The following is a 22,642-nucleotide window of genomic DNA, read 5'->3' as shown; positions in this document are numbered from 1 at the left end:
ACGCGGCGCGAGATTGCGCCGCCCGTCCGCTTCGTGGTACCGTGCGATATCGCATATCCGCCGAGGAATGGCATCATGGCGAGATCGCTTGGTATTTGCTTGATGGTCGCCGCGCTCCTGACGCTCACGTCGCTCGTGCGCGCGGAGGAGCCTTCGCCCGCGGCGCCTGCCGCGCCGTTCACCTACGATCCCACGTTCCTCGCAGCGGGGCCGCGGATGTGCAGGCCCGGCGCGCAGGCTCGTTGCGCCTGCCAGGATGGGCGGCCGGGCACGCAGACCTGCGATTCGCGAGGCATCTTCTCGCTTTGCGCGTGCGCCTCGGTGACGATCGACCTCCCGCAGGCGCCCTCCGTCTCCGTGGTCCCCGTCGACGTCGACGTCGAGCGGCTGCGCCGGCCGAAGCAAAAGAAGAAGAAGAAGCGCTCGTCGGGCGTGGGGCTCCTGATCGGCGGCGCCGTCACGCTCGGGATGGGCACCGCGAGCCTCGCGTGGGGCATCGATCGGGTGCGGGACAAGGGCAAGGACCCGCTCGGCATCGTGCTCATCTCGACGGGCGGAACGGCCATGCTCGTCGGGTTGCCGCTCACCATCGTCGGCATCGTCTTCGTGGCGACGCGCTCGTCGAGCCCAGACAAACCAACGAGCGCGGCGCGGAAGGACGAGAACAAGGTCCGCTTCATGCCCACGGCGGACGGGTTTGCCCTTTCATTCTGAGCAGGGCGTTTCTACCAGAACAAATGCAACACGAGGACCTCCCGCCCAGCCGCGGTCTTCTCGTGCTCGATGCGCGCCTCCTCATCACCCTCGCCCGTGTGAACCACCACGAGCGCGCCGTGCGCGACTTCGCCGCTCTGCAAGCAGCGCTCAATCTGTTCGAATTGTTTTGGCAGAGCGTCCCCGATCCTCCGTAACAGATGCACCTCGATGATCGAGCGGATCGCCGGGACATCGTTCGGATTTCCGATGAAAATGTCCGGCCGCGTCGCCTCGGGGAACGAGCGCTCCACGGAGACGGGCCCATCCACCACGTGGCTCAGCGCCGTGGCGATGAGCTGCACGAGCATTTCCTCGCGGGCCGCATCCTTCGCCACCTTGCCGCGGAGCTTGCGGTGAATGAACTCCGCCACCCGCCCGAGCGCCTTCTCCAAGAAGTGAGGATCCGACCGCGGAATACGCGTCGACCCTTCCGCTTCGAGCTCGTCGGCAGCCGTCTTGCTCAGCGCCGTGCTCATGCGCCGTTCGTCCACCACGTTCGCGAGCAACGCCGGATCGTCCACCTTCGCCGCCGCGGCACGCGCGACCTTCTTCGCCACCGCTTTCGACATCCGGCTGCTCGGCGCCTCGATGCCGAGCTCCTTCGCCACCTGCCTTTGCACGGCCTCCGGCGCCGCTTCCACGGCCTCTTCCGTTGCCCGGGCCAGATGCCTTCGCAAGGTGCTCGGCGTCCGTTTCTTTTCGGGTACGCCGAACGTGTGCGCGTAGCCGTCCTTCGCGTCGTCGGGGAACACCTTGGTATCAAGCACCCAGGGATCCGCGCCCGAGGCGTACGTGTACGGGGTGATTCGCACCTTGCCCGAGCGCGGCCGAAGCTCGCCGAGCAGGCAGCCATTCGGCCACGGGCTGCCCTGGTAGGCCGACGGAGCCGCGAGCTCGACGAACCCCCCGCGCTGCGAGGCAATGCCGCGGCTCTTCGGCTGGTGCATGTGGCCGCGCAGCACGAGGTCGAAGAGGCGTTCGAAGCGGTGCTCGATGATGTCGCGTTCCAGCTCGTGCAGCTCTTCGAACGGATGGTGCATGAGCGCGATCGCGGCCCGCGCGCCCTCGTCGGTGATGCGATCACTGGCGCGGTCCACGTTCGGCTCGCCGAGCCAGAGCTTTCCGTGATCGTCGTCGCCCTGCGCGAAAAACGCCGAATTGAACGACGCCACCGCGATCCGCACCCCGCGCACCGTCACGACCTCCACCGCATGCGCGCCGACGCCGAGCCCGAGCGCGCGATCTTGCCCGAGCAGCGGCGCGAGCGCCGCGCGATAGGCTTCGAGCTTCTGCATGTGGAACCGCCTTGCGTGCTCGTCCTCGAAGAATGCAATCGCCTCCTCGTCCTTGTCGAGCGTGCGCCGGAGCCAGCGGCCCACGTCGCGGTCGACGTCGTGGTTGCCGGGGACGACAAAGAAATGGGAGGGCGCGACGCCCGTCACCTCGAGGAGGTGCTCGAAGAGATCGACCACGAGCGCGAACTCGTCGGGTTTGCCGCTGTGGGCGAGGTCGCCCGTCACGAAGATCAGATCGAGCGGGAACCGCGCGCGGTCCTGCGCGAGGAAATCGACGAGGCCGCGGAGCACGCGGTCCTGATCGTATCGCTTCACCCGCTGGGGCCTCAAATGGAGGTCCGAGAGGTGGAGGAATCGAAGGGGCGGTTCTTCCGAGGGCACGCCCGGCGCGCGCTCGGGCAAGGCGCCGAGCTTTCGGGCCATCGCGACGAGCTCCGCGGGCGCGGGCAGCTCGTACGTCCGCGCGGCCCACGTGAAGAAATCGGGCGCCTTTTGCCGGAGGATTCGCTCCGTCTCGCGGGAGACGACGAGCAGCACGGGGCCGGCGAGCCGCCGCAAGAACTCGCGTTCGGCGTTCAGGAGGCCCGCGAACGCGCCGCCGCTGAAGGGGCCCCACGGCGCAGCGGAAAGCACGTAAGCGTCGGCCGCGCGCTCGTGCGTCAGCTCCACCCAGCGCGCCGGGCCCATGTCGACGTCACACGCGCCGAGGTCCTCCATGTGCATCGGCGCTCGCTGCAAAATGCCCACGAGCAGACCGCGCGCCTCGTCGAGCGTCGCGTCGGATTCGGCCACCACGACGAGCAAGGACGGCGAACCCTGCGCCAGCGAGAGCCTCGCCGAGAGCTCCTCGATGCGCGCTTCCGGCGTCATCCGGCCCAGGTCTCCATTTGCCGGAGGAGCTGCTCGACGGGATCGGGCAGCGAATACCAGGCGATGCCATTGCGATATTCGATCACCCAGAGCCCGTAGAGGAGCTGCTTCGTCACGTCGCCCTGGCCTTCGAGCCGGAACTCGCGCCGCACCTTTTCGAGCACCGACAAGAAGCGTGGATCGTACGCGCGGCGGAACGATTCGCGCTGGTCGGCGATCGCCGCGGCGACGTCTTGCTCCTCGATGAACGTGCCGCGGCGGACGTGCGCCTTCACGACGCTCGATTGGAGGAGCCGCGCGAGCTCGCGGATGTTGCCGCCCGAGCCCACGATGGCGCGCTCGACGGCCTCGGGCATCACGATTCGCGCGTCGATCGGCTCGACGCGCGCCTCCACGATGCGGCGCATGATGCTCACGCCCTGCTCGGAGCGCCGCCGCGTGTTCGTGTGCGGGTTGAGATCGTAGAGACGAACCGCGGGCAAGACCGCGCTGCCCGCGTTGTTGTACCGCTCGGAGAGGACGTTGAACGTGGGCTCGTAAATCAGCGAAATCGGGATCGTCAGAATCGCCGCGCCCGGCGCCTCGACCATCGGCTTCTTCTCGTCGCCGAGGAACGCGTCGCGTGCCTGCACGGGCGGGAGTTTGTCGAGGCCGTCGAGCAGCACGACGGGGCTGTGTTCTTCGAGGTCGTCGAGCAGGCCGGCCAGCATATCGATCGGCTCGAACCCCGATTCCTTGATTTGCCGGCGCAGCTCGTCGCGCAAGAGCTTGCTCTCGCGCACCGTGGAGAGCAGCCGGCGCAGCGCGGCGCCGAGGGCGTCGAGGTCGGGCGTGACGGGCGAGCCGAGCAGGCGTTCGAGGGCGCTGCGCAGCATCTCGGTCGTCTTCTCCGAGAGGCTGATTCCCGCTTGTTTCACCTCCGCGACGAGCTCGGCCTTGGCGGCAAGGTACATCTCCAGCGAGCCGAGGTCCTGCACGGCCGTCTGTGCTTCGAGGTCGACGAACGCGACGAGCCGCCCCTCGCGCCGCAGCCGGTGGGCGATGCTGAGCAGGAGCGTGGTTTTGCCGCATCCGGGCTGGCCGGCGAGCAGGAGCTTCGCGTTGTCGTTCAGATCGAGCGCGGCTTCGAGCTCGGCGCGATAGTGCTCGTGCGCTTCCGGGACGTACGAGGAGCCGGGGCCGTCGTCCGCGTCGAGGTACGGCCGGTAAATCGGATCGAAGACCCGGGTCAGCGCGCGGAATTTCGCTCGAGGATCGGGGCTCATGCCGGCACCTCGGATGAAACTAGCGGCCTCGCGGCCGGGGGGCAAGCGGGCGACACGGTCAGCCCCGCGGCTTCTGCGCGACGAGGAGCTGGATGTCGCCGATCTGCGTGACCACGCGCTGCCTGCGGCGCTCCCACGCGTCCGCGTCGAAATGGCGCAGCGCGCGCCCGAGGACGACGCCGACGAGCACGTTGCGCAGGCGCCGCGCGACGTACCTGGGCGCCGAGCGCTCGAACGAGGGCGTCGAATACACGACGTCGAGGCCCGCGGCCCAGACGAGGCGCGAGAGCGACCCGTACGAGAACACGTGAATGTGCTCGGGCGGGCAGAACCAGTGCGAGCGCGCCGCGACGTCGCGCTCCGAGGCGTCGCCGCAGAGGGGCGTGTCGCAAAAGAAAAAACCGCCCGGCTTGAGGACGCGGCGCACCTCGCGCATCGCCGCGTGCGGGTCGCGGACGTGCTCGATCACGGCCCAGGACGTGACGGCGTCGAAGCTTCCGTCCTCGAACGGCAAGCCCCCTTCCGCGTCGAGGTTGCCCGGAAAAACTTGGACCCCGGGTGCATATTCCTTCCGCACGGAGTAATCACATCCGACGGCGTCGAAGCCGGCTTCGAGGGCCTGCGAGAGGAACCCACCTTCCCCGCAGCCGACGTCGAGCAGGCGGCCCTTCGGCTGGTGTCGACGCACGAGCGCGAGCTTCGCGGCGTGGCGCTTCGGCATCTCGCGGGCGAACCGTTCGGCGCCCATGCCCGCGGTGTAGCTCTCCGAAAAACCAGCGTAATGTTTTGCCAGCTCCTCCACCGTGGGCAGAACGTTCGATTGCACGGTGCCGCAGGTGGCGCAGCGGAAACAGGCGATCTCCTCGAAGGACTCCTCCGGCGCTCCACGCGCCCCGCAGATTCGGCACGCGGAACGCGTGGTTTCGCGGGTCATGCTCATCGCGCCGCCAAACGTAGCGGGAGCGCGGCGCGGGGGCAAGCGCGTGGTTTCATCGCACGCGCAGCCGATCGAGCCGCGGACCGAGCGCCGCGAGCGCGCTCATGGCGAGGTTTCCAAGGAGCGGCGTACGCGCGCGGGCCGGACCTTCGGCGATCGCGCGGGCCACGGGCAAGAGCCGCGCAGGATCCTCGTCCCGCGGAGGACCCCGCCGCGCCTCGCCCCGCGCATAGCGCAAGAGCGCCGCGCGCAGGGATTCGGCATCCTCGGCGACCTCGATCCGCCCTTCTTGCCCGAGGGCCGTGACGATTTCGAGCTGGTGGTCGTTCACGATCTCGCCGAACCCGGCGCGGCGCGGGGCGACGATCGGGCGATGGCCGCGGCGGAGGGCATCGGAGAGCGTGCCGACGCCCGCGTGGCAGACGACCACGTCGGCCTGATCCATTTCGCGCTCGAATTCAGCGCGGGAGAGGTGCTCGCGTGGCGCGAGCGCACGCGGGCGAACCCGGCTCGGCCCGTGCTGGCAAAGGCCTTCCACGGGCACGTCGAGCGCCGACGTGGCCTCGTCGACCCAGCCGAGCAGCCGGTCGAAGGGCACGAGCGCATTGCCGACGGTGACGAAGATCCTCATCCGAAATGAATGCTCGCCTTCTCGGCCCGCGGGAAGAACCGCGCGAGCGTGTCCCATTGATAAAAGAAATGGTGCGCGAGCGGCGCCATCAGGCGGCCCGTGAGCGTCGGGCGGACGATCGCCGCGGCCGTCTCGACGAACACGATCCGCGCCCGCGTGCCGAGCCGCGCCACGAGCGCGACCGGGACCGCCGGGCCCGCGCCGGCCGAGAGCACGATGTCGGGATCCTCGTGCCGCAGGATCCGCGCGGCTTCGAGCAGGTTGAAGAGCACGCGCGCGTCTCGCTCGGCGTGCGCGATGCGGTAGACCCGGGCGAACGGAAAATCTGGCAATGCGGCCTCGTCGTTGAGGACGAGGACGACCTCATGGCCCGCGAGGACCGGGGCGAGCTGCATGATCTCGGTCAGGTGACCACCGACCGAGGAGACGACGAGGATTTTCATGATCGCCTCCCGCGCAGGGCGAGGGCCTCGTATTGCCCGAGCATCTGCTCTGCAATGGCGTTCCAGCCGAACCCCGCGGCCACGGCGCGCCCCGTTTCTCCCATGCGCCGGGCCCGCGCGGGGTCTTCGAGGATCAAAAGCAGCGCCTCGGCGACACGCTCGGGCGTATTCTCGACCCACGCACCCGCGCCGCGCTCTTCCAGGATCTTCCAGGGACAAGCCTTGCTCACGACGACGGGTGTACCCGCGGCGAGCGCCTCGGCCACGACGATGCCGAAGTTCTCGCCGTGCGAGGGCAACACGAGGACCGTGGCCGAAGCGAGGAGCGCCTGTTTTTCCCTCCCGTACACAGGCCCGAGAAACTGCACGCGGGGACGGGGCGTGACGCGGGCGAGCAGCGCCTCGACGCGTGCTTGTTCGCCATCTTCGTCCGGGCCCGCGACGAGCGTCTCCACCTCGGGCAGGACGGCGGCGACGCGTGCGAGCGCGGGCACGAGCACGTCGAACCCCTTCACCGGATGGATGCGGCCCAAAAAAACGATTCGCGCCTTCTCGCGCGGCACGTCGGGGAGCACATCGGGCACATCGACGCCATTGGGTACGACAAATGTACGCGCGCCGGGGACGTGGCGGAGGATCTCGCGCGCCTCCTCGTCGCTCGTCGCGTGCACGCCCGCGGCGGAGAGGACGTTTTTTCGCTCGACGAGCTCGAAATAGGGAGCCTTTTTCCAGCGCTTCGAGCCGATGGCCCACGGCATCAGCGTGCCCTGCGGCGAGAGGACCGCGGGCACACCCGCGCGCCGCGCGAGGGCCATGGCCGCGGCCGACGAAAACGAGAACAGGGCCGTGACATGGACCAGATCCCAGCGCAGGATCTCCCGGGCAAGGTGGAGCGCGAGCGGCGCGGAGACGGCGAACCGCGTGCGAGGCCTGCGCGGAAAATACCGGACGGGCACGCCTTCGGCGAGCGTTTTTTCTGCGTGGGGTACGGCGAGATCCCCCGCGCCGTCGGCGTCCGTCGTGACAACCTCGACCGTCACGCCGAGGCCGAGGAGGCGCTGGCAAAGACGAAGCACGCCTTCGATCGGCCCGCCATACCGCGTCGCGGGCCAGAAGCTCGGAATGACGTGGAGGACGCGGAGGGACATGAGAACGTCAGGCGAAATCCGCGAGGATGGTTTCGAGCCGGTGTCGATACGTGTGCTCGGCGAGGGCGCGGCGCGCGCCGGCTTCGCGAATCGCGAGCATGTCGGCCGGGAAGCGGCGCGCGTGTTCGAGGTGGCCCCGGAGCTCCTCGTACGTCTCGAAGGTGAGCACCTCTTTTCCGGGCTCGAAGCACTGGAGCAGCGTCGGCCGGAACTCCACGAGCTGGAGCCCGCCGGCGCCCGCGATCTCGAACGCACGGCAATTCAGCGAATTGCCCTCCGCCAGCGCGAACGTGTTGAGGCAAGCCATCCCCGCCCCGAACACGCGGCTCTTCTCCTCGCGGACGACGTATTTCCCGGAAAAACTCGCGCGGATCTCCTTTGCCGACCAGGGCGGCGGCTCGGTGCCATACAGTTCGAGCCGCGCGCCGTCGCGGAGCAGGCGCAGGAGGACGGCCTGGCGAAAGGCGTAATAGTTTCCTGCGACGACCACGGCGTCGCTCGTCTGCTTCGCGAGCGGCCGATGCCAGCGCGGGTTCATCGCCTCGTGCAGGAGCGCGCATTCCTTGCCCGCGAGCCGTAGCTTTTTCACGGCGTCCGGGTCCTTGACGTACACCTTGTCCCAGAAGGGATTCACGAGCCCGAACCTGCGGCTGTTCGCGGGCGCGTCGCCCCACCAGAGAATGCGCCGGCCCGGGACGAAGCGGCCGAGCGCGTCGAGGACCTCGGGGTGCACGTCCCACGTGAGCGCGAGCAAGACGTCCGGGCGGCGCGCCTCGACGAAGCGGAGGAGCTTGCGATCCTGCGGCAAGGGCGCGTCCCCGAAGACCCGCTCTTCCACCATACGGAGCGCGCGGCGAGGGACGGACCAATACGCGGCGTGATCGACTTCTTCCGCGCCCAGCACCTCGTGGCCCATCTCCACGAGCGTCTCGGCGACGTTGTCGGCAAAGCCGTCCGCGAATCGAGGGCCGAGGACGAGGACACGCATGGCGCTCAGGATTCCTTTCGCAGCCGGAAGAGCATGTCCGACGAATAAATCCCGTCGCGCGGCGCCCCGTTCTCCACGAGAAACCACGCCGCAATCGCGCCGCGCAGCGCGCGCCAGGCGACATACCGGATCGCGCTCTTCACGCCGTACGGCACCGGGCCGCACTCGCGGAACTCCACGCGGTCGCCCCAGCCCGTCATCGCAGCGAGTTGCGTGAGGCTGTTCGGCGTGAACGCGATCTGATGCGTGATGTCCCAGTAGCGCGCGGCCGCGCCGAAGGGAGAGACGGCGTTCGGCACCATGCCCACGAGCGCGCCGCCGGGGCGAAGCACGCGGCGCGCCTCGCGGAAGAAGTCGACGAGCCGCTCCTTGGGCAGGTGTTCGACGATGTTGAACGCCGTCACGAAGCCGTAGGAGCCCTCGCGCTGGGCCGCGAGGTGATCGATCACGTCGCCGACGACGAGCTCGGCGCGTACGAACTTGCGGGCCTCGTCGAGCTCCTCGACGCAGAGGTCGACGCCGTGTGTACGGGCGAACCCGCGTTGTTCGAGCGCGTAGATGAGCTCGCCGCAGCCGCAGGCGAGGTCGAGGCACGGGGTCGTGCGATCGCTCGGGAGCCAAGGACCGAGGCGGCGCAAGAGGCCCGCGGCGCTCGTGGCGTAGTGCTCGGCGGTCGGGCGGTGGCCCCGCGAGGCCGTCGTCTCGTAGTAACGCTTGGTGATGTCATCGAGCGACGCCATGTGCGGGAGCGCATGGTGAAGAAGCCGGAGCGCCGAGGCAAGGGCGCGGCAGCGGTTTCCCTCGTGCCCGACATCGCGTGGTCGTGCAGGGCCGCGGCGCGGATTGCGCCCGTGCGCCCGACCGCGGTAGCATTCCTTCCATGGCACGCCCCGGGATCCGAGCGAGGCAGATGCGCGCGCTGGTTGTTTCGGCCCTCCTCGTGGCCACGCCGGCCGTCGCCGCGGCCCAGACGGTCGTGGTGAACGAGGTGATGTATCGCCCGTGGAACCAGGGGACGACGGGCAAGTACGAGTTCATCGAGCTCTACAATCATGGCGCGCAGGCCGTGGCCCTCGGCGGTCTTTTCCTCACGGACTCGCAGGACCTCACGAGCATCTGCGCGGGCCAGGCGCCCGCCGACAACGAGGGCGTGTTTGCCATTCCGTCGGGCGTCTCGATCCCGGCCGGCGGATACCTCACCTTCTGGCACACCGCCCTCCCGGGTGTGACGGATCAGCCCGGAAATGTGGTTTATTCGAGCTTCGTGTACCTCGGAAACATCGTCCTGAACGACGATGGGGATCAGGTCACGGTGTTCGGCTGCAACGGCGCGACCCCGGTCGTCCTCGCGTCGCTCGATTACGGCGCGCTGGGGCTGGCGAAGTGCGCGCGGAACGTGTCGCTGGAGCGCAAGGATCCTCTCGGCGAGACGCAGAGCGCCTCCCGTTGGGGATTTTCCAAGGCGCCGGCCGGTGGGCAGATCCTCGGCGGTGGTTACACGCCCGGCGGCACGCCCGGCGCGAAAAACACGAAGGCCGGTCCCTGAAAGGGTTGTCCTATGCCGCATCGTTCCCACCGCTGGGCGCTCGTCGCCGCGCTCCCCGTCGTTTTCGGCATGGGGTGTTCGCTCCTCCCCCTGCAAGTGCAGACGAGCGGCTTTGGCGAGCCCGAGCCGGTTCAGGTTCCCGCGGAGAATCGCGCCGCCGCGCGGGCCGCGGAGGCGGAACGAGAAGATGCGGCGGAGGATACGCGCGTCGAGGAGATACAGGCCGACGAAGCTGAGCGCGTCGCCGCCGGGGCCGCGGCGCAGGAGGTCGAACGAAAGGCGCAGGCGAAGTCGGCGCGTTACGTGGCCGCCGCGGTCTTCGCCTCGGGCCGTTGCAAATTCAGCAATTGCTTGAAGGACGGCTGGACGACCTCGACGCCCGAGGGCGACGTCGACGTGCGTTGCTCTTTCAGCGACTGCATGAAAGACGGCTGGGAGGCCCGCTTCCCCGATGGCACGACCGCGCGGACGCGGTGCTCGTTCTCCAATTGCATGAAGGATGGCTGGGAAACGAGCTTTTCGGACGGGACCACGGCGCGTACGCGGTGCTCGTTCTCGGATTGCATGAAAAATGGCTGGGACACGGACTTGCCCGGCGGGGACACGGCGCGTACGCGGTGCTCGTTCTCCGATTGCGCCAAGGATGGCTGGAGCACGGACCTGCCGGGCGGCCGGCAGGTCCAATGCCGTTGCAACTTTCAGAAGTGTTTCGTGGACGGCGCGACCTGCAATTGAGTCGCGGCGGGAGTGTCAGAAGTCGTCGGGCAATTGGAGCGTATTTCAGTCGGCCCACTGCGTCGAGGCCCCCGGGGAGAAGATCCACGCGTGGCAACCTTACCGCCTTAAAAGCCCCTCCATCGCCTCGGCAAATCGCCTCCCGATGGCCTCCTGCCCTTCCCATCCAAAATGCACCGCATCCTGGAGCGGAAGATCGTCCGTGCGGATACGCGCGACGCCCGGCATCCCGACAGCGCGTTGCTGCTCCTTGACACGCTCCCACGCGGGGAAACGTTCGTCCGTCGGGCGCGGGCCGAGCTCGGCGAAAACGACGGGCAGATCGGGCGCGCCGAGGTCGCGGCGGAGGTCAGCCACAAAAGATTCGAACGCACCGGCCCACTTCGACGGATCGGGATGGGCATCCGCCGCTGTGAAGGCGGGATCCATGGCATCCGTTTCGCCCTGATAGAAAAGCACGCCGGCGATCGTGCCCGCGGGAGACGCCGCGCGGGCGCGCTTCAGGCACGAGCCGTACAGGGTGTCGTCGCCGAGGTGGCGGCGCCATTGCGCGAGGGACGAGCCACCCTTCGCGCAAGGAACCAGGCCGATGGGGCGATGTTTCTGTTTGTCGCGGAGCGCGGCCGCGAACGCCACGGAAGGACCCGCGCCCGCGCCGGGGTCGGCGGAGACGTCGTCAATCTGGCCCTCCGCGAAATCGACCGGCTCGCGACCCTCGTGCCAGCGGCCGTCATTGCCGAAGATGTAGACGCCTGGAATCGCCGCAGGAAGCGGGTTCGGCAAAGCCGCCCGGCCCGACATGTTGGATTGGCCGGCGAGGACGAACAACGAGAGCGCGCCGAGGTGCTCGGGCGGGAGCGTGACGCGGGCGGGGATCGCGGCCTCGGGGCGTGGCGCCGGGGCGCGTTTGTCCACGTGGCGGAACACGAGCACGCCGGCGAGCGCGCCCGCAGCGAAGGGGAGGGCGAGGAGCGCGGCGGCGCGGAGGTGCGAGCGCATGGCGCGCGTCAGGCCGTCGGCAGCGGCGCCGCGGGTTTCGGGCGGAGGGATTTCGCGAGGCGTCGCGCGAGCTTCTGCGACGGGTCCTCGCAGACGAGGAAAAACACGTAGGAGACGCCGAGCACGAGGGCCATGAGGAGCGCCCAATCGACGAGGTGGCCGAGCTTGAGGTGATAGTATTTCTTGAAGACCTCCCACGCCGCCAGGTGGACGAGGTAAAGCGAGTAGCTGAAGAGGCCGAGGCGCTCGGAGAAACGAGGCACGCGCGAGGCCGCGAGGTGCGGGATCTCCACGAGGAGCCACGCATAGACGAGGAGCGAGAAGGCGTTCAGGGTCCAGGGATACCCGATCGGAGAATGGAACCGCAGCGCGAGGGCCGCCGCGCTCGCGAGCCAGACGGCGAGGCGGTAGGCCCAGATGCGGGGGTGCGCTCGGGCCGGGCGCTCTTGAATTCGCTCGGCGAGCAAGCAACCGAGCAGCCAGCAGGGCAAGCCGATGACCCATTGCAGCGCCCAGCCATACGCCGGGTACGGGAGCGCGCGGGGATCGACGAGGACGATCACCGCCGTCGCGAGGGCAAACGAGCCTGCGATGAGCGGGCGCCAGCCAAACCGATCACGAAGGGCGAGGAGGAGCGGATACAGCGTGTAGTAAACGAGCTCGCACTGGAGGCTCCACAGGATCGACGCGGAGAGGCCGATGTAAGGGATGCCGACGGCGGACGAGAGCGCAATCGAGGCGAGGAGGGGAATGCCGATCCGGACGTAGCGGCGGACGAAATACTCGGGCCAATACGGGCGCCGCGCCAGCGTGGGCCAGTGGATGCAGAGGCCCGAGATGACGAAAAAGACGATGACCGCGGCCGGGCCATTCCACGCGACGCCATACGAGGCGGAGAGGAACCAGGCGACGCGGTGCGTGCGTTCGAGGCCCGCGAGCAAGGGCGGCGGGCCGAGGTGGGAGAGGACGACCATCGCCGCCGCGAGGAAACGGAGCGTGTCGAGGCCGGCGATGCGGGCCGGCTCGTTCGTCCCTCGTGCGTCGCGGCTCATGAGGGGGACCGTACTCCGGCGAGGGCCTCCGCGCGCCTTTTCGCCGTGCGGTCGAGCAGGTACATCGACGGTACGAGGACGATGGTGCGGAAGGCAATGTTGACGACCGTGGTCCCCGCCTCGGACATGTCGATCATGTTGAAGACGATGCCGATGTAAAGCACGAGCCGGATCGGATCCTGCTCGGGGAACGCCGTCGAGAGCCGCCAGAGAGATCCAAAGAGCGCGCCAATCGTGCCGAGGCCGAGGAGGACCCCGGGGAAGCCGAAGTTCCAGTACATCTCGCCCGCGGCGGTCTGGGCGATGGAGGTCGTGGCCTCGGCCTCGGTGCGGGCGGCGCCGATGTAATAGTAGAACCAGCCGCCGCGGGAGACGGTCGGTTTGTCGGGCCAGAAGATGCGGGGGACGAACGCGTAGGCCAGGTAATCGAAGGTGTCGCCCCAGCGGAGGCCGTGCCGCTCGACCTCGCCGTACAGGAAGGAGGCGGGGATCGGCTCGAAGGAGCGCTCGAAGAAGGCGGTGGCCTGCTCTTCGATGCCCTCGCCTTCGCCATAATCGCCCTGCGAATAGGTGCGGACGATCCGATCGCTCTGGCTCTCGCCGGCGAGCTCCGTCGCCTGGCGGGAGGCGGCGACGACGGGTGCGACGACGCCGAGGTAAAACGCCGTGAGGGCGAGCCCGAGGACGGGCATCCAGCGGCGCAAGGCGCGCTCGCGAGCGAAGAGGAGGCCGGCGGGCAGGAAGCTGAACATGAGGAACGCCTTCGAGCCCGCGCGCAGGTTGACGGCGAACTCGATGGCCGTGCCGAGGAGGAGGAGCAGCCAGAACGAGGCCCGGCGGTGGTCCTTGGACGCGGAAATGACGTAACGGGTGAGCGCCGCGAGCGAACCCCATTGCAAGAGGCCGCCGAACGCGCCGATCCCGACGATGAATTTGTCGCCGAACCGGACGAGGATGCCGATGACCCAGAGGAGCAAGAAGCCCGCGCCCCCGGACGGCGCGCGCTCCCCGGGCTCCGGTATCGGGCGTACGAGCTGGAGCCCCGCGTGGAGGCCAAACGAGCCGAGGAGGTACATGACATACCCCGCGGCGAGGTCCTCCGGATAGATCGTCTGGACGCTGAAGCGGATGGGGATGCCGTCCGCGAGTTTGTTGCCGTGGTGGATGGCCGCGAGGCCGAGGGCCATGGTGTTCCAGCCGAAATAAAACGAGATCGGGCTCAGCCCGAGCGGCGCGCGTCGAATTTCGAGGAGGATGATCCACGGAAAGACGACGGTGACGGCGGCGCCGGTGACGTAAAGCGTGGTGGCGGGGGATTCGGCGAACCCGAGCGTGGTGAAGCCGAGGAGCACGAGGAACGCATGGAGGACGAGCGGGCCATAACGCCGATCGAGGAGGCCCCTCGGGCGGGCTTGCGCCGTCGTGGCGAAGGGCGGTGCGAGCGTCGCGGCCATGGTTCCCGAGGTTCAGCCGACCTCGGCGGCGGGCGTGTGCGCGGGGCGGCGCTCCGCGGGCCGGTAATCGGGGAATCCCTCGGTGGTCGCGGGCGGCGGCGGGAGCGCGCCGCGGTGCGTGCGCTCGGGTTTGTCGAGGTCCTTCACGGCGAGGAGCTGGCCGCCGGGCGGGCCGTAGGTCTGCCAGAGCGCCATCGCGAGCTGGAGCGGCGCGCGCGGGCCCGGCTCGACCTTGCGGCCGCAACGAAAGCCGAGGGAGCGCAGCTCGGAGGGCGTGAACGCCGAGCGATGCGTTTCGGCGAAGGTCCAGGCCTGGACGTCGGGGTCGGGGGTGTCGAGGCGCAAGAAGGGGCGCTCGTCGTGGCCGGTGTGCGGGTCGAGCGACTCGCGCGGGACGGTGATGACGATACGCTTGCGGGCGATGCGCTCGAAATCGCGGAGGGCGCGCAGGGCCGCAGGTTTGTCGAGGTGTTCGAGGACCTCGATGCAGAGGAGGGTGTCGACGTAATCGTCGGGGTAGGGGAGGGCGTCGGCGCTGGCGAGGGCGAGCTCGTCGTAGCTGCGGTGGTGGCTCGTGCGGCGGAGGTTGTGGACCGTGAGGTCGCAGCCGCTGAGCAGCTCGGGCTCGTCGAGGCGCGGGTCGCGGCGGTCGTATTCGCGGACCTGGCGAAAGCCGATCGGCGTGTCTTGCCAGCGATGCCGGAGCATGAAGCCATAGACGCCGACGCCGCAGCCGACGTCGAGGATCCGGCTGCCCACGATCTCGTCGAGGACGCGCGGGATCATGTCGAGGGGGCTCTGGCCGACGAGGAGCGAGGTCTTCACGAGCGTTTCTCCTGAAGGAACAATTCGAGCGGGCCCACGAGGGGCAAAAGGGCACGCGAGAGCGGGCCCGCATGGTCGCAGAGGGGGCCGAGCGAGGCGCCGAGGCCGATGGGTTTTCCGTGGCGGAGGCGCGAGGCGACTTCGTGCAGGACCTGCTTGTCGGCGCGAAGCGCGAGCGCGGCTTCCTTGGCGAGGCGCACGGGGCCCTCGAAATGGCGCGGGACGTATTTGCGGTGAATGGCGAAGGAGAAGGCGTGGATGGGCCACGGATTGACGTCGACGTCGTGGCCGTCCTCGCGGCTCCGCACGCGAACGAGCGGGCGGGCCGCATACGCGACGTCGCCGTGCTCGCAGAGGCGCATCCACATCTCGACATCGGCGATGAAGCCAAACGCGGGGTCGTAGAGGCCCAGCCGCTCGTGCGCCTCGCGCCGCACGAGGGTCAATGCGCAGACCGGGGAGCTGAAGCTCCGGAGCATGAAGTCGAGCCAAGCCCGGCCGCGCGTGAGCTCGGGCCAGGGGCCGACGTGGACCGCGCCGAGGGGCCTATCGTCCTGGTCGACCATTTCGAGGCCCGTGTGCGCGAAGAGCGCGCGCGGGTGACGATCGAGCAGGCGCACGAGCTCGGCGAGGAAGTCCGGGTGATAGAGGTCGTGGTCGTGGCAGACCGCGATGAGCTCGCCGACGGCGTCCTCGATGCCGGCGTTGAGGTTCGCCGGCATGCGCAGGTTCTTCGGGTTGTGGTGATATTTGACCCGCGGATCACCGGCCGCGGCCTCACGCACGGCCTCCTCGGTGCCGTCGCCGCCCGGGCCGTCGTCGCGGACGAGCAGCTCGAAATCGCCGAACGACTGGGCGAGGATCGAGCGCAACGTCGCGCCGAGCAGATGCGCGCGTTTGTACGTCGGCATGACGACGGAGACGCGCGGGCGCACGTCTCCGTCCCGAAGCGGTGGCCTGGGTGAGAGCTTCGGAGGCAAAGGAATCTCAGTCGAGGCGCTCCGCACGAATGTACTCCACGCTGTCGCGAATGACGGTGTCGAGGTCGAAGCGAGGACGCCAGCCGAGCTCGCCCATGGCCTTGTCGGCGTCGGGGTACTTGTCGTTCGCCTCCTCGAAGAGCGGGCCGAAGAGGGCCTTCGGGTCGACGTACTCGATGCGGCTCTCGGAGGCGGTGATGCGCACGGTGCGCTCGGCGAGGTCGCGGATGCTGATCTTGTTCTGCGGGTTGCCGATGTTGTAGGCCTCGCCGCGGCGGCCGAGGCGCAAGGCGCGCACGATGCCCTCGGCGACGTCGACGACGTGCGTGAAGGCGCGGATCATGCCGCCGTCGCCGTAGACCGTGAGCGGCTCGCCCGCGAGGCATTGCTTGATGAAGCGCGGAAGGACGAACCCGCCCTTGCCCGACTGGCGCGGCCCCGCGATGTTGAAGGGGCGGATGATCACGGCAAAGAGGTCCGAGACCTTGCACGTGTTGACGAGCGCGATCTCGCACGCGAGCTTGGCCACGGCGTACTCGAGGCGGACCGAGACCTTGGGCGTGATGATCTTGTTGTCGTTCTCGGAGCAGTAGCCGTCGCGGCCGCCGCCGTAGATCTCGCTCGTCGAGACGTCGCAGAGGCGCGCGCCCGTGCGGTTCGCGATGTCGATCACGCGGTAGGTGTCGTCCGTGATGCTCTTCGTGATCTTGCCGGAATGCGCGAGGACGCCGACAGGGCCGACGACCGAGGCGAGGTGGTAGATCTCCGCGAACGGAGCGAAGGCACCACGCGAGAAATATTCCTCGACGGAGAGGATGTCGTAGGTGAGGCGCGGGTTGTTCACGCGGCGCACGTAGGCCTCGTGATCGAGGGGGCTCGTGCTGAGGTTGTCGACGACATGGACGCGCGCGTCTTCGTCCGCGAGCAAGCGCTCGACGAGATGGCTTCCCAGGAAGCCGAAGCCTCCCGTCACGAGGATGTGTTTTTCTTTCATGAAACGTTGTCCTTCGCGTCGTGGGTCCGGATCATGCGGCATCTCCCCGCGTGCCGCCGAGCTTTCGACGGATCTTCCCGGCGAGCCCCCGGGCAGTTTCGCGCTCCTCGGGGGCGAGCGCGATCCAGAAGAGCAAAAGCGCGAGGGCGCCGAAGACGGGCGGCACGAGGATGGCCCGGACGATCCCCTCGGGCAAAAACCACCAAAACACGGCCGCGAGCGCAGCCGGGACGAGCAAGCCGAGGCCCAGCGCGCCCAGGATTTCGCGGGCGTAGCCGCTGAACCTGTCGCCGAGCGCCTGGCAAGCGGCGCGCGGGACGATCCAGGCCGCGAGCGCGAGATCCGCGAGGAGCGCGGCCGCCGCGACGCCCCGGATGCCGAAGCGCGGGACGAGCAGGACGGACAGGACGAACACGAGCGCCGCGTTCGCCGTGAGCAGGACCGCGACGCGGCCCTGGCGGTTCGTCGCGAGGAGCGCGGTGGAGCCGACGCCCCAGAAGCCCCAAAAGACGGCCTGCGCGACGAGCATCCCGAGCGTGGGGAGGTCGAGCGTGAGCTTTTTCAGGGTCCACGCGGTGTAGACGGGCTCGGCGAGGGGCAAGAAGCCGAGGAGCGCGAGGCCGATGAGGAAACCCGAGAGCTTCGTCGTGGTGCGATGGGCGCGCACGAGCCGCGAGGGATCGCCGAGCGCGTCGAGCGCGGTGAGCTCGGGCCAGACGACGGTCGTGAGCTGGATCGAGAGCATGCGGCCCATGTTCGCGATGTTGCGGTGGGTCGCGAAACGAGAGACCTCCTCGCCGCCGATGACGGACTGGATGACGAGGAGGTTGCCCTGGTTGGCGAGGAACTCGCCGAGGCCCGCGAGCAAGAAGAGCGCGCCGGGCGCGAGCATGCGCAGGCCCGCTTGGCTATCGCCGCCGAGGGGCGTGAGGCGGAACCAGGGGTTTTGGCGGTGCAGGTCGCGCACGACGTACACGTCGAGCGCGAGGGCCCACACGACACGGGCGAGCGCGACGACGGGGAAACGCGCGCCGGCGAGCATGAGCACGACGGGCAACGCGAGCTCGACGCCGCGCTTCAAGGCCGTGAGGTACGCGGCGCGGACGAGCTGGCCCGTGGCGCGGTAGGTGCCGCGGAGGGCGCCGAGCGGGACGCCGAGGAGGAGCTCGAAGCCGAGGAGCGCGAGCGTGAGGTACGTCTCGAGGTGCGTCGCGGTGGTGATGCCGAGCCACGTCTCGAGCGGCAAGACCGCGGTGACGAGCGCGGCGAGGATCCAGATGCCGATCGCGAGCGGGCCCTGGAGGCGAAGCGCGCTGTGGAGGTCGGCGAGGAAGAGGTCGTGATCACCACGCGCGTGATGCGCGCACATGCGGTTGACGACATGCGACTGGACGCCGAGGTCGGTCATCGTCAGGAACGCGACGAGGGCCGAGAGCGAGGTCCATTCGCCGTACCGCGAAGGGCCCCAGGCGTGCATGCCGACGGGGACGATGACGAGCTGGCCGACGTAACCGACGATCGCGACGACGCTCATGGCCGCGACGCCACGCAGCACACGCTCGGCCATGCCGGGCGCGCCGAGCCGCTGGGTTTGCTGCTCGGCCTGCGCGACGCTCATGCGGGGCCTGCCGCGAAGGCGCGGGGGTGAAGCGCGGCGAGGGCGTCCCAGATGCGCGTGCCGAAATGGTCTTCGGTGAAGGAGGCGAGGACACGCGCGCGGGCGGCGCGGCCGAGGCGGTCGCGGAACTCGGCGTCGCTGAAGAGCTCGACGAGGGCACGCGCGAGGCCTTCGTGATCGCCGTAGCGCACGGAGAGGCCGGTCTCGCCGTCGACGATGACCTCGCGCGCGGCGTCGTCGAGCGAGCCGATGCAAGGGACGCCCGCGGCCATGGCTTCGAGGTAGACGAGGCCAAAACCCTCGCCGCGGCTCGGCATGGCGAAGACGGTGGTGCGCTGGTAGAGGGCGCGGAGGTCGTCGTCGGGGATGCGGCCCCAGAAGCGGACGGCGCCGCTTTCGAGCAGGCCGAGGCGCTTGGCCTGGGCCTCGTACGCGGGGCGCGCGGCGCCGTCGCCGACGATGTCGAGGCGCGCGTCGGGGCACTGGCGGCGGACGTGGTTCCAGATTGAAATGAGCTCGGCGTGGCCCTTGTAGCGCTCCTCGGGGTGGATGCGGCCGACGATGAGGGCGGAGAGGCCGGCGTCTTCGGGCGGAGGCGCGAGATCACGAGTGGCGCGGTCGTTCGAAAGCCCGAGCCAGCAAACCTTGCTCGGGATGGACCGGTGCTCGGGATTCCAGTCGAAGAAGCGGTCGAGCGTGAACGCGCTGTTGCTGATCAAAAGCTGGGAGCCCCAAAGACCGACGCGCTGGTGCGTCGGCAAGGGGCGCCAGCACTCCACGCCGTGGAGGAACTGCACGATGGGCGCCGCGCGCGGGCGCAGGAGGCGCGCGACGGGGCCGAGGCCGATGTGCGTCGTGAAGACGAGGTCCGCGTCCGAGCGCTCGCGCGCGGCTTCGGCGAGCATCCCGAGGCGCGAGCCGCCGAAGGAGCGGAAGCGTCGCGGCGGGGTTTGCAGGCCGACTTCGCGGGCGACGGCGCGCGTGTCGTGGGGCGCGTCGTGCAGGGCCCACACGTCGAACGCGAGCGGGACACGGCGCTCTCTGGCGATTCGTTCGAGCTGGCGCAAGAGCTGGCGGCTCACGGTGGGGATGCCGCCGTGGGGCGCGTCGACGAGATCGGGGCAGAGGAACGTGATCTTCATGCGCGCGACGCGACGGCGCGGGCCGCGCGGACGAAGCCTTCGGCGGTGTGCGGGATGTCCCAGGCCGCGATGCGGCGAAGGGAGGCTTTTCCGCGCGAGGCGCGCCCGTCGTGTTGCGCGAGGGCCTCGTCGAGGACACGCGTGAGCGCAGCGACGCTGCCCGCAGGGTAGACCCAGCCATTGTCAGGGCCGACGAGGTCGGGGACGGCGCCGACCTGATCGGAGGCGATGATGGGCAAACCGAGGTTCATGGCCTCGTTGACGGCGAGGCCCCAGGGCTCGAAGCGCGAGGGCAAGGCGAAGACGTCGCCGAGGGCATACGCGGCCGGCATGCGCTTCTGGTTGACGAAGCCGACGAAATGGACCCGCGCGGAGAGGGACTTTGCCAGGGATTCGAGCTCGCCGCGGAGCGGGCCGTCGCCGATGAGGACGAGGTGGGTCTTCGGGCGCGGGCGCGCGGCGAAGGCGCGGATCAGGTCGGCGCATCCCTTCACGGGGATGAGCTTGGCGGCGTAATTGACGACGAGGTCGTCCGCGGGAATGCCGAGCTCCTTGCGGAAGGCGCGGGCTTCTTCGCGGACCGTCTCGGCCTGGGATTGAAAGAACGAATTGTCGACGGTGTAGGGGGCGATGAAGACGCGATCTTTCGGGACGCCGTAATGCTCGAAGTAGTGCGCGGAGAGGGTGCCGATCGCGAGGGCGCCGCCGAGGCGGCGGAAGATCGGGGGCAAGGCGAGGCGCTTGGCGAGCGCGACGTGCGACGGGCGCTCGGCGAGCAGGTTCGATTCGCCGCGGAGCAGGACGGGGATGCCCTTCTGGTGGGCCCGCACCATGACCTCGTGCTCGGTGAAATGGGCGTAGCCGTGGACGATGAGGACGTCGGGCCGGAACGCGGACATGCGCGCGAAGGCGCCGGGGTTCACGAGGCCGAAGAAATGGTCCGTGCCGGGGCGCTTCGAGACGTTCGGCACGAATTCGTGGTCGTAGCCTTCGAGGAGGGGGACGTCCCAGCGGATGGTCTTTCCGAAGCCGGGGTCGCGGGTCTCCTTGACGCCGAAGTCCCAGCAGAAAAAGAGCTTGAGGGCGACGTCGTCGCGGGCGGCGAGCGCGCGGTAGAGCGGCGCCTGGTACTGGATCGGGTGCGTCGCGAGGATCGCGATCCGGACCATGGCGGAGCCTATCGTCCTTTCGGGCTGCGCTCGGCGAGCCGGGCCTGGAAATCGACGACGGTGGCGCGGAGCCCGTCGCGGAGGCCAATGCGCGGCGAGAAGCCGAGCAGCTCGCGGGCGCGGGTGATGTCGGGCTTGCGCTGGCGCGGGTCGTCAGCGGGCAAAGGCGCGTGGATGATTTCGAGGTCGGAGCCGACGATGCGGAGGACCTCTTCGGCGAGCTCACGAATGGTGAATTCCTCGGGGTTGCCGAGGTTCACGGGGCCAAACGGGGGTATGGGGGCAGAGCCCGGCTCGTCCGGGCGGAGCCCCCATCGTCCGAGAAGGGGCTCGGGGCGGGCGAGGGCGAGGATGCCTTCGATGAGGTCCTTCACGAAGCAGAAGGAGCGGGTTTGTTTGCCGTCGCCGAAGAGGGTGAGGGGCTTGCCGCGGAGCGCCTGGACGATGAAATTGGAGACGACGCGGCCGTCGTCGAAGGCCATACGCGGGCCATAGGTGTTGAAGATACGCGCGATGCGGACGTCGACGCCCCAGGCGCGGCGGGCGTCGTTGAGGAGGGTCTCCGCGCAACGTTTTCCTTCGTCGTAGCAGGAGCGCTCGCCGATCGGATTGACGTTGCCCCAGTAGCTCTCGGGCTGCGGGTGGACCGTGGGGTCGCCGTAGACCTCGGAGGTGGAGGCGTGGACGATGGTGCAGCGGCGGCCGCGGGCCATTTCGACGAGGCGGAGGGCGCCGAGGACGCTCGTGGTGAGCGTGGCGTGCGGGTCGCTCTGGTAATGGACGGGCGAGGCGGGGCAGGCGAAGTTGAAGACGAGCTCGGCGTAGACGTGGATGGACTCGCGGACGTCGCCCATCTGGAAGTGGAAATGCGGGTCGCGGCCGGCGCGCTCGAGGTTGCCGAGGTCGCCGGTCATGAGGTTGTCGATACCGACGACCTCGTAGCCCTCGTCGAGCAAGCGATCGACGAGGTGCGATCCGAGGAATCCCGCAGCGCCCGTGACGAGCGCGGTCTTGCGTGCAGCGCCGAGTCCCATGTCAGCAGAGTCCTCCGTCAGATCGTTGCGTCATGGCTTTGCAGATAGGCGATGAGCGTGGCCCAGGCGAAGAGGTTGGGCGCGGCGTGTGTGCCTTTGTCGTCGAAGATGCCGCGCCAGAAAACGGCGAGGACGTGTGCGTCGAGGAAAGGAGCGTAGCGCCGAGCCTCGTCGAGGAGCTTTCGTTCGGCCCAGGCGCGGAGCGGGCCCCGAAGCCACGCGGCGAGCGGCGGCGTGGGCGCCGGGCGAGCGCGGGTGTGGCGGAACGTGCCGCGGAGCGGGAGGCCGAGGGCGTGCTCCACGATGGCGCGATCAAGGAGCGGGGCGCGGAGCGAGAGGCCAAGGCGGCGGCACGCGAGGTCGGCGTCGCGGAGGGCTGTGCCGTGGAGGTCGTTCGCGAGGTCGAGCGCGGCGAGCGCGCGATCGAGGCGGATGTTCCGACGCGCGAGGGAGGGCTCGAGCTTCTCGGGGATCCTGACCGGCAGGAGCGCGTTGCCTTCGAGAAGGAGCAGGTTCGGGTGCGTGGCGATTCCGCCGTCGCGAAAGGAGGCCGCAGCGAGCGCGTCCGTCCTTTCCATGCAACGGAGCCCGGCGTAGGCGCGCTCGACGGACCGGTCTCTCGCGAAGAGCGCTCCGAAGTGGAGGATGCGGCTCGCCGCGGGGAAAAGCGCGCTCCGGCCGAGGTCAGAAAAGGCCGCCACGCCCGCGGACTTCGCGGCACGGAAGGCGTGGAGGAACGAGGTGGAAGGTTGATCGAGCGC

21 protein-coding genes are annotated in these 22,642 nt (G+C 69.1%); 3 read left to right on the top strand and 18 right to left on the bottom strand.

Annotated elements, in window-relative coordinates; translation table 11 throughout:
* Positions 1-75: 75 nt before the first annotated feature.
* Positions 76-714: a hypothetical protein gene (locus tag E8A74_RS28760; RefSeq protein WP_136932285.1), complete on the top strand. Its 639-nt coding sequence runs from the start codon at positions 76-78 to the stop codon at positions 712-714.
* A gap of 11 nt (positions 715-725) precedes the next feature.
* Here the strand turns inward: E8A74_RS28760 and E8A74_RS28755 are convergent, their stop codons facing one another.
* The 8 genes from E8A74_RS28755 to E8A74_RS28720 all read right to left on the bottom strand — a co-directional run bounded on the left by E8A74_RS28755 (position 726) and on the right by E8A74_RS28720 (position 9,073).
* Positions 726-2,921, bottom strand: a complete 2,196-nt coding sequence (locus E8A74_RS28755) for a metallophosphoesterase family protein (protein ID WP_136932284.1) — start codon at positions 2,919-2,921, stop codon at positions 726-728.
* Positions 2,918-4,186 carry an AAA family ATPase gene (locus E8A74_RS28750; protein WP_136932283.1) on the bottom strand — a complete coding sequence of 423 codons (1,269 nt, stop codon included), beginning with the start codon at positions 4,184-4,186 and terminating at the stop codon, positions 2,918-2,920. The genes E8A74_RS28755 and E8A74_RS28750 overlap by 4 nt, the downstream gene beginning before the upstream one ends.
* Positions 4,187-4,244: 58 nt before the next feature.
* On the bottom strand, positions 4,245-5,012 hold the full coding sequence (locus E8A74_RS28745; protein ID WP_170229452.1) for a class I SAM-dependent methyltransferase: 768 nt from the start codon (positions 5,010-5,012) through the stop codon (positions 4,245-4,247).
* A gap of 163 nt (positions 5,013-5,175) precedes the next feature.
* On the bottom strand, positions 5,176-5,754 hold the full coding sequence (locus E8A74_RS28740) for a glycosyltransferase (protein ID WP_170229451.1): 579 nt from the start codon (positions 5,752-5,754) through the stop codon (positions 5,176-5,178).
* Complete coding sequence (locus tag E8A74_RS28735) at positions 5,751-6,197, bottom strand: glycosyltransferase family protein (protein ID WP_136932280.1); 447 nt, start codon at positions 6,195-6,197, stop codon at positions 5,751-5,753. The genes E8A74_RS28740 and E8A74_RS28735 overlap by 4 nt, the downstream gene beginning before the upstream one ends.
* Positions 6,194-7,345, bottom strand: a complete 1,152-nt coding sequence (locus E8A74_RS28730) for a glycosyltransferase (protein ID WP_136932279.1) — start codon at positions 7,343-7,345, stop codon at positions 6,194-6,196. The genes E8A74_RS28735 and E8A74_RS28730 overlap by 4 nt, the downstream gene beginning before the upstream one ends.
* Before the next feature lie 7 nt (positions 7,346-7,352).
* Positions 7,353-8,333: a CgeB family protein gene (locus E8A74_RS28725; RefSeq protein ID WP_136932278.1), complete on the bottom strand. Its 981-nt coding sequence runs from the start codon at positions 8,331-8,333 to the stop codon at positions 7,353-7,355.
* A 5-nt stretch (positions 8,334-8,338) separates the two neighbouring features.
* Positions 8,339-9,073, bottom strand: a complete 735-nt coding sequence (locus E8A74_RS28720; protein WP_136932277.1) for a class I SAM-dependent methyltransferase — start codon at positions 9,071-9,073, stop codon at positions 8,339-8,341.
* Positions 9,074-9,213: 140 nt separating this feature from the next.
* Here E8A74_RS28720 and E8A74_RS28715 point away from each other — a divergent pair, with 140 nt between their 5' ends.
* Complete coding sequence (locus E8A74_RS28715) at positions 9,214-9,879, top strand: lamin tail domain-containing protein (protein ID WP_136932276.1); 666 nt, start codon at positions 9,214-9,216, stop codon at positions 9,877-9,879.
* A 12-nt stretch (positions 9,880-9,891) separates the two neighbouring features.
* Positions 9,892-10,614, top strand: a complete 723-nt coding sequence (locus E8A74_RS28710) for a hypothetical protein (RefSeq protein ID WP_136932275.1) — start codon at positions 9,892-9,894, stop codon at positions 10,612-10,614.
* Positions 10,615-10,713: 99 nt separating this feature from the next.
* Here E8A74_RS28710 and E8A74_RS28705 read toward each other — a convergent pair whose 3' ends face one another.
* The 10 genes from E8A74_RS28705 to E8A74_RS28665 are packed head-to-tail and all read right to left on the bottom strand — an operon-like array spanning position 10,714 to position 21,881.
* A complete protein-coding gene (locus tag E8A74_RS28705; RefSeq protein ID WP_136932274.1) occupies positions 10,714-11,613 on the bottom strand; it encodes a sialate O-acetylesterase in 900 nt (299 codons plus the stop codon).
* A gap of 8 nt (positions 11,614-11,621) precedes the next feature.
* Positions 11,622-12,665 carry an acyltransferase family protein gene (locus tag E8A74_RS52820; protein WP_170229450.1) on the bottom strand — a complete coding sequence of 348 codons (1,044 nt, stop codon included), beginning with the start codon at positions 12,663-12,665 and terminating at the stop codon, positions 11,622-11,624.
* A complete protein-coding gene (locus E8A74_RS52815; RefSeq protein ID WP_170229449.1) occupies positions 12,662-14,119 on the bottom strand; it encodes a hypothetical protein in 1,458 nt (485 codons plus the stop codon). Before E8A74_RS52815 ends, E8A74_RS52820 begins: the two co-directional genes overlap by 4 nt.
* 12 nt (positions 14,120-14,131) lie before the next feature.
* A complete protein-coding gene (locus E8A74_RS28695) occupies positions 14,132-14,944 on the bottom strand; it encodes a class I SAM-dependent methyltransferase (RefSeq protein ID WP_136932273.1) in 813 nt (270 codons plus the stop codon).
* Positions 14,941-15,879, bottom strand: a complete 939-nt coding sequence (locus E8A74_RS28690) for a glycosyltransferase family 2 protein (RefSeq protein WP_136932272.1) — start codon at positions 15,877-15,879, stop codon at positions 14,941-14,943. The genes E8A74_RS28695 and E8A74_RS28690 overlap by 4 nt, the downstream gene beginning before the upstream one ends.
* A 52-nt stretch (positions 15,880-15,931) precedes the next feature.
* Positions 15,932-16,918 (bottom strand): NAD-dependent epimerase/dehydratase family protein, encoded by a 987-nt coding sequence (locus E8A74_RS28685; protein ID WP_170229448.1) that lies wholly within the window; start codon positions 16,916-16,918, stop codon positions 15,932-15,934.
* Positions 16,919-16,949: 31 nt separating this feature from the next.
* The gene (locus E8A74_RS28680) at positions 16,950-18,536 is read right to left on the bottom strand and encodes a lipopolysaccharide biosynthesis protein (protein WP_136932270.1); all 1,587 of its coding nucleotides are present in this window, start codon (positions 18,534-18,536) and stop codon (positions 16,950-16,952) included.
* On the bottom strand, positions 18,533-19,678 hold the full coding sequence (locus E8A74_RS28675) for a glycosyltransferase family 4 protein (protein WP_136932269.1): 1,146 nt from the start codon (positions 19,676-19,678) through the stop codon (positions 18,533-18,535). The genes E8A74_RS28680 and E8A74_RS28675 overlap by 4 nt, the downstream gene beginning before the upstream one ends.
* Complete coding sequence (locus E8A74_RS28670; RefSeq protein WP_136932268.1) at positions 19,675-20,847, bottom strand: glycosyltransferase family 4 protein; 1,173 nt, start codon at positions 20,845-20,847, stop codon at positions 19,675-19,677. Before E8A74_RS28670 ends, E8A74_RS28675 begins: the two co-directional genes overlap by 4 nt.
* Positions 20,848-20,855: 8 nt before the next feature.
* The gene (locus E8A74_RS28665) at positions 20,856-21,881 is read right to left on the bottom strand and encodes a UDP-glucuronic acid decarboxylase family protein (protein ID WP_136932267.1); all 1,026 of its coding nucleotides are present in this window, start codon (positions 21,879-21,881) and stop codon (positions 20,856-20,858) included.
* Positions 21,882-22,642: the final 761 nt, after the last annotated feature.

The sequence above is a fragment of the Polyangium fumosum genome (assembly GCF_005144585.1).
Lineage (GTDB): Bacteria > Myxococcota_A > Polyangia > Polyangiales > Polyangiaceae > Polyangium > Polyangium fumosum.
Note: the sequence above shows the minus strand (reverse complement) of the source record. Positions and strands in the feature narration are given on the sequence as shown.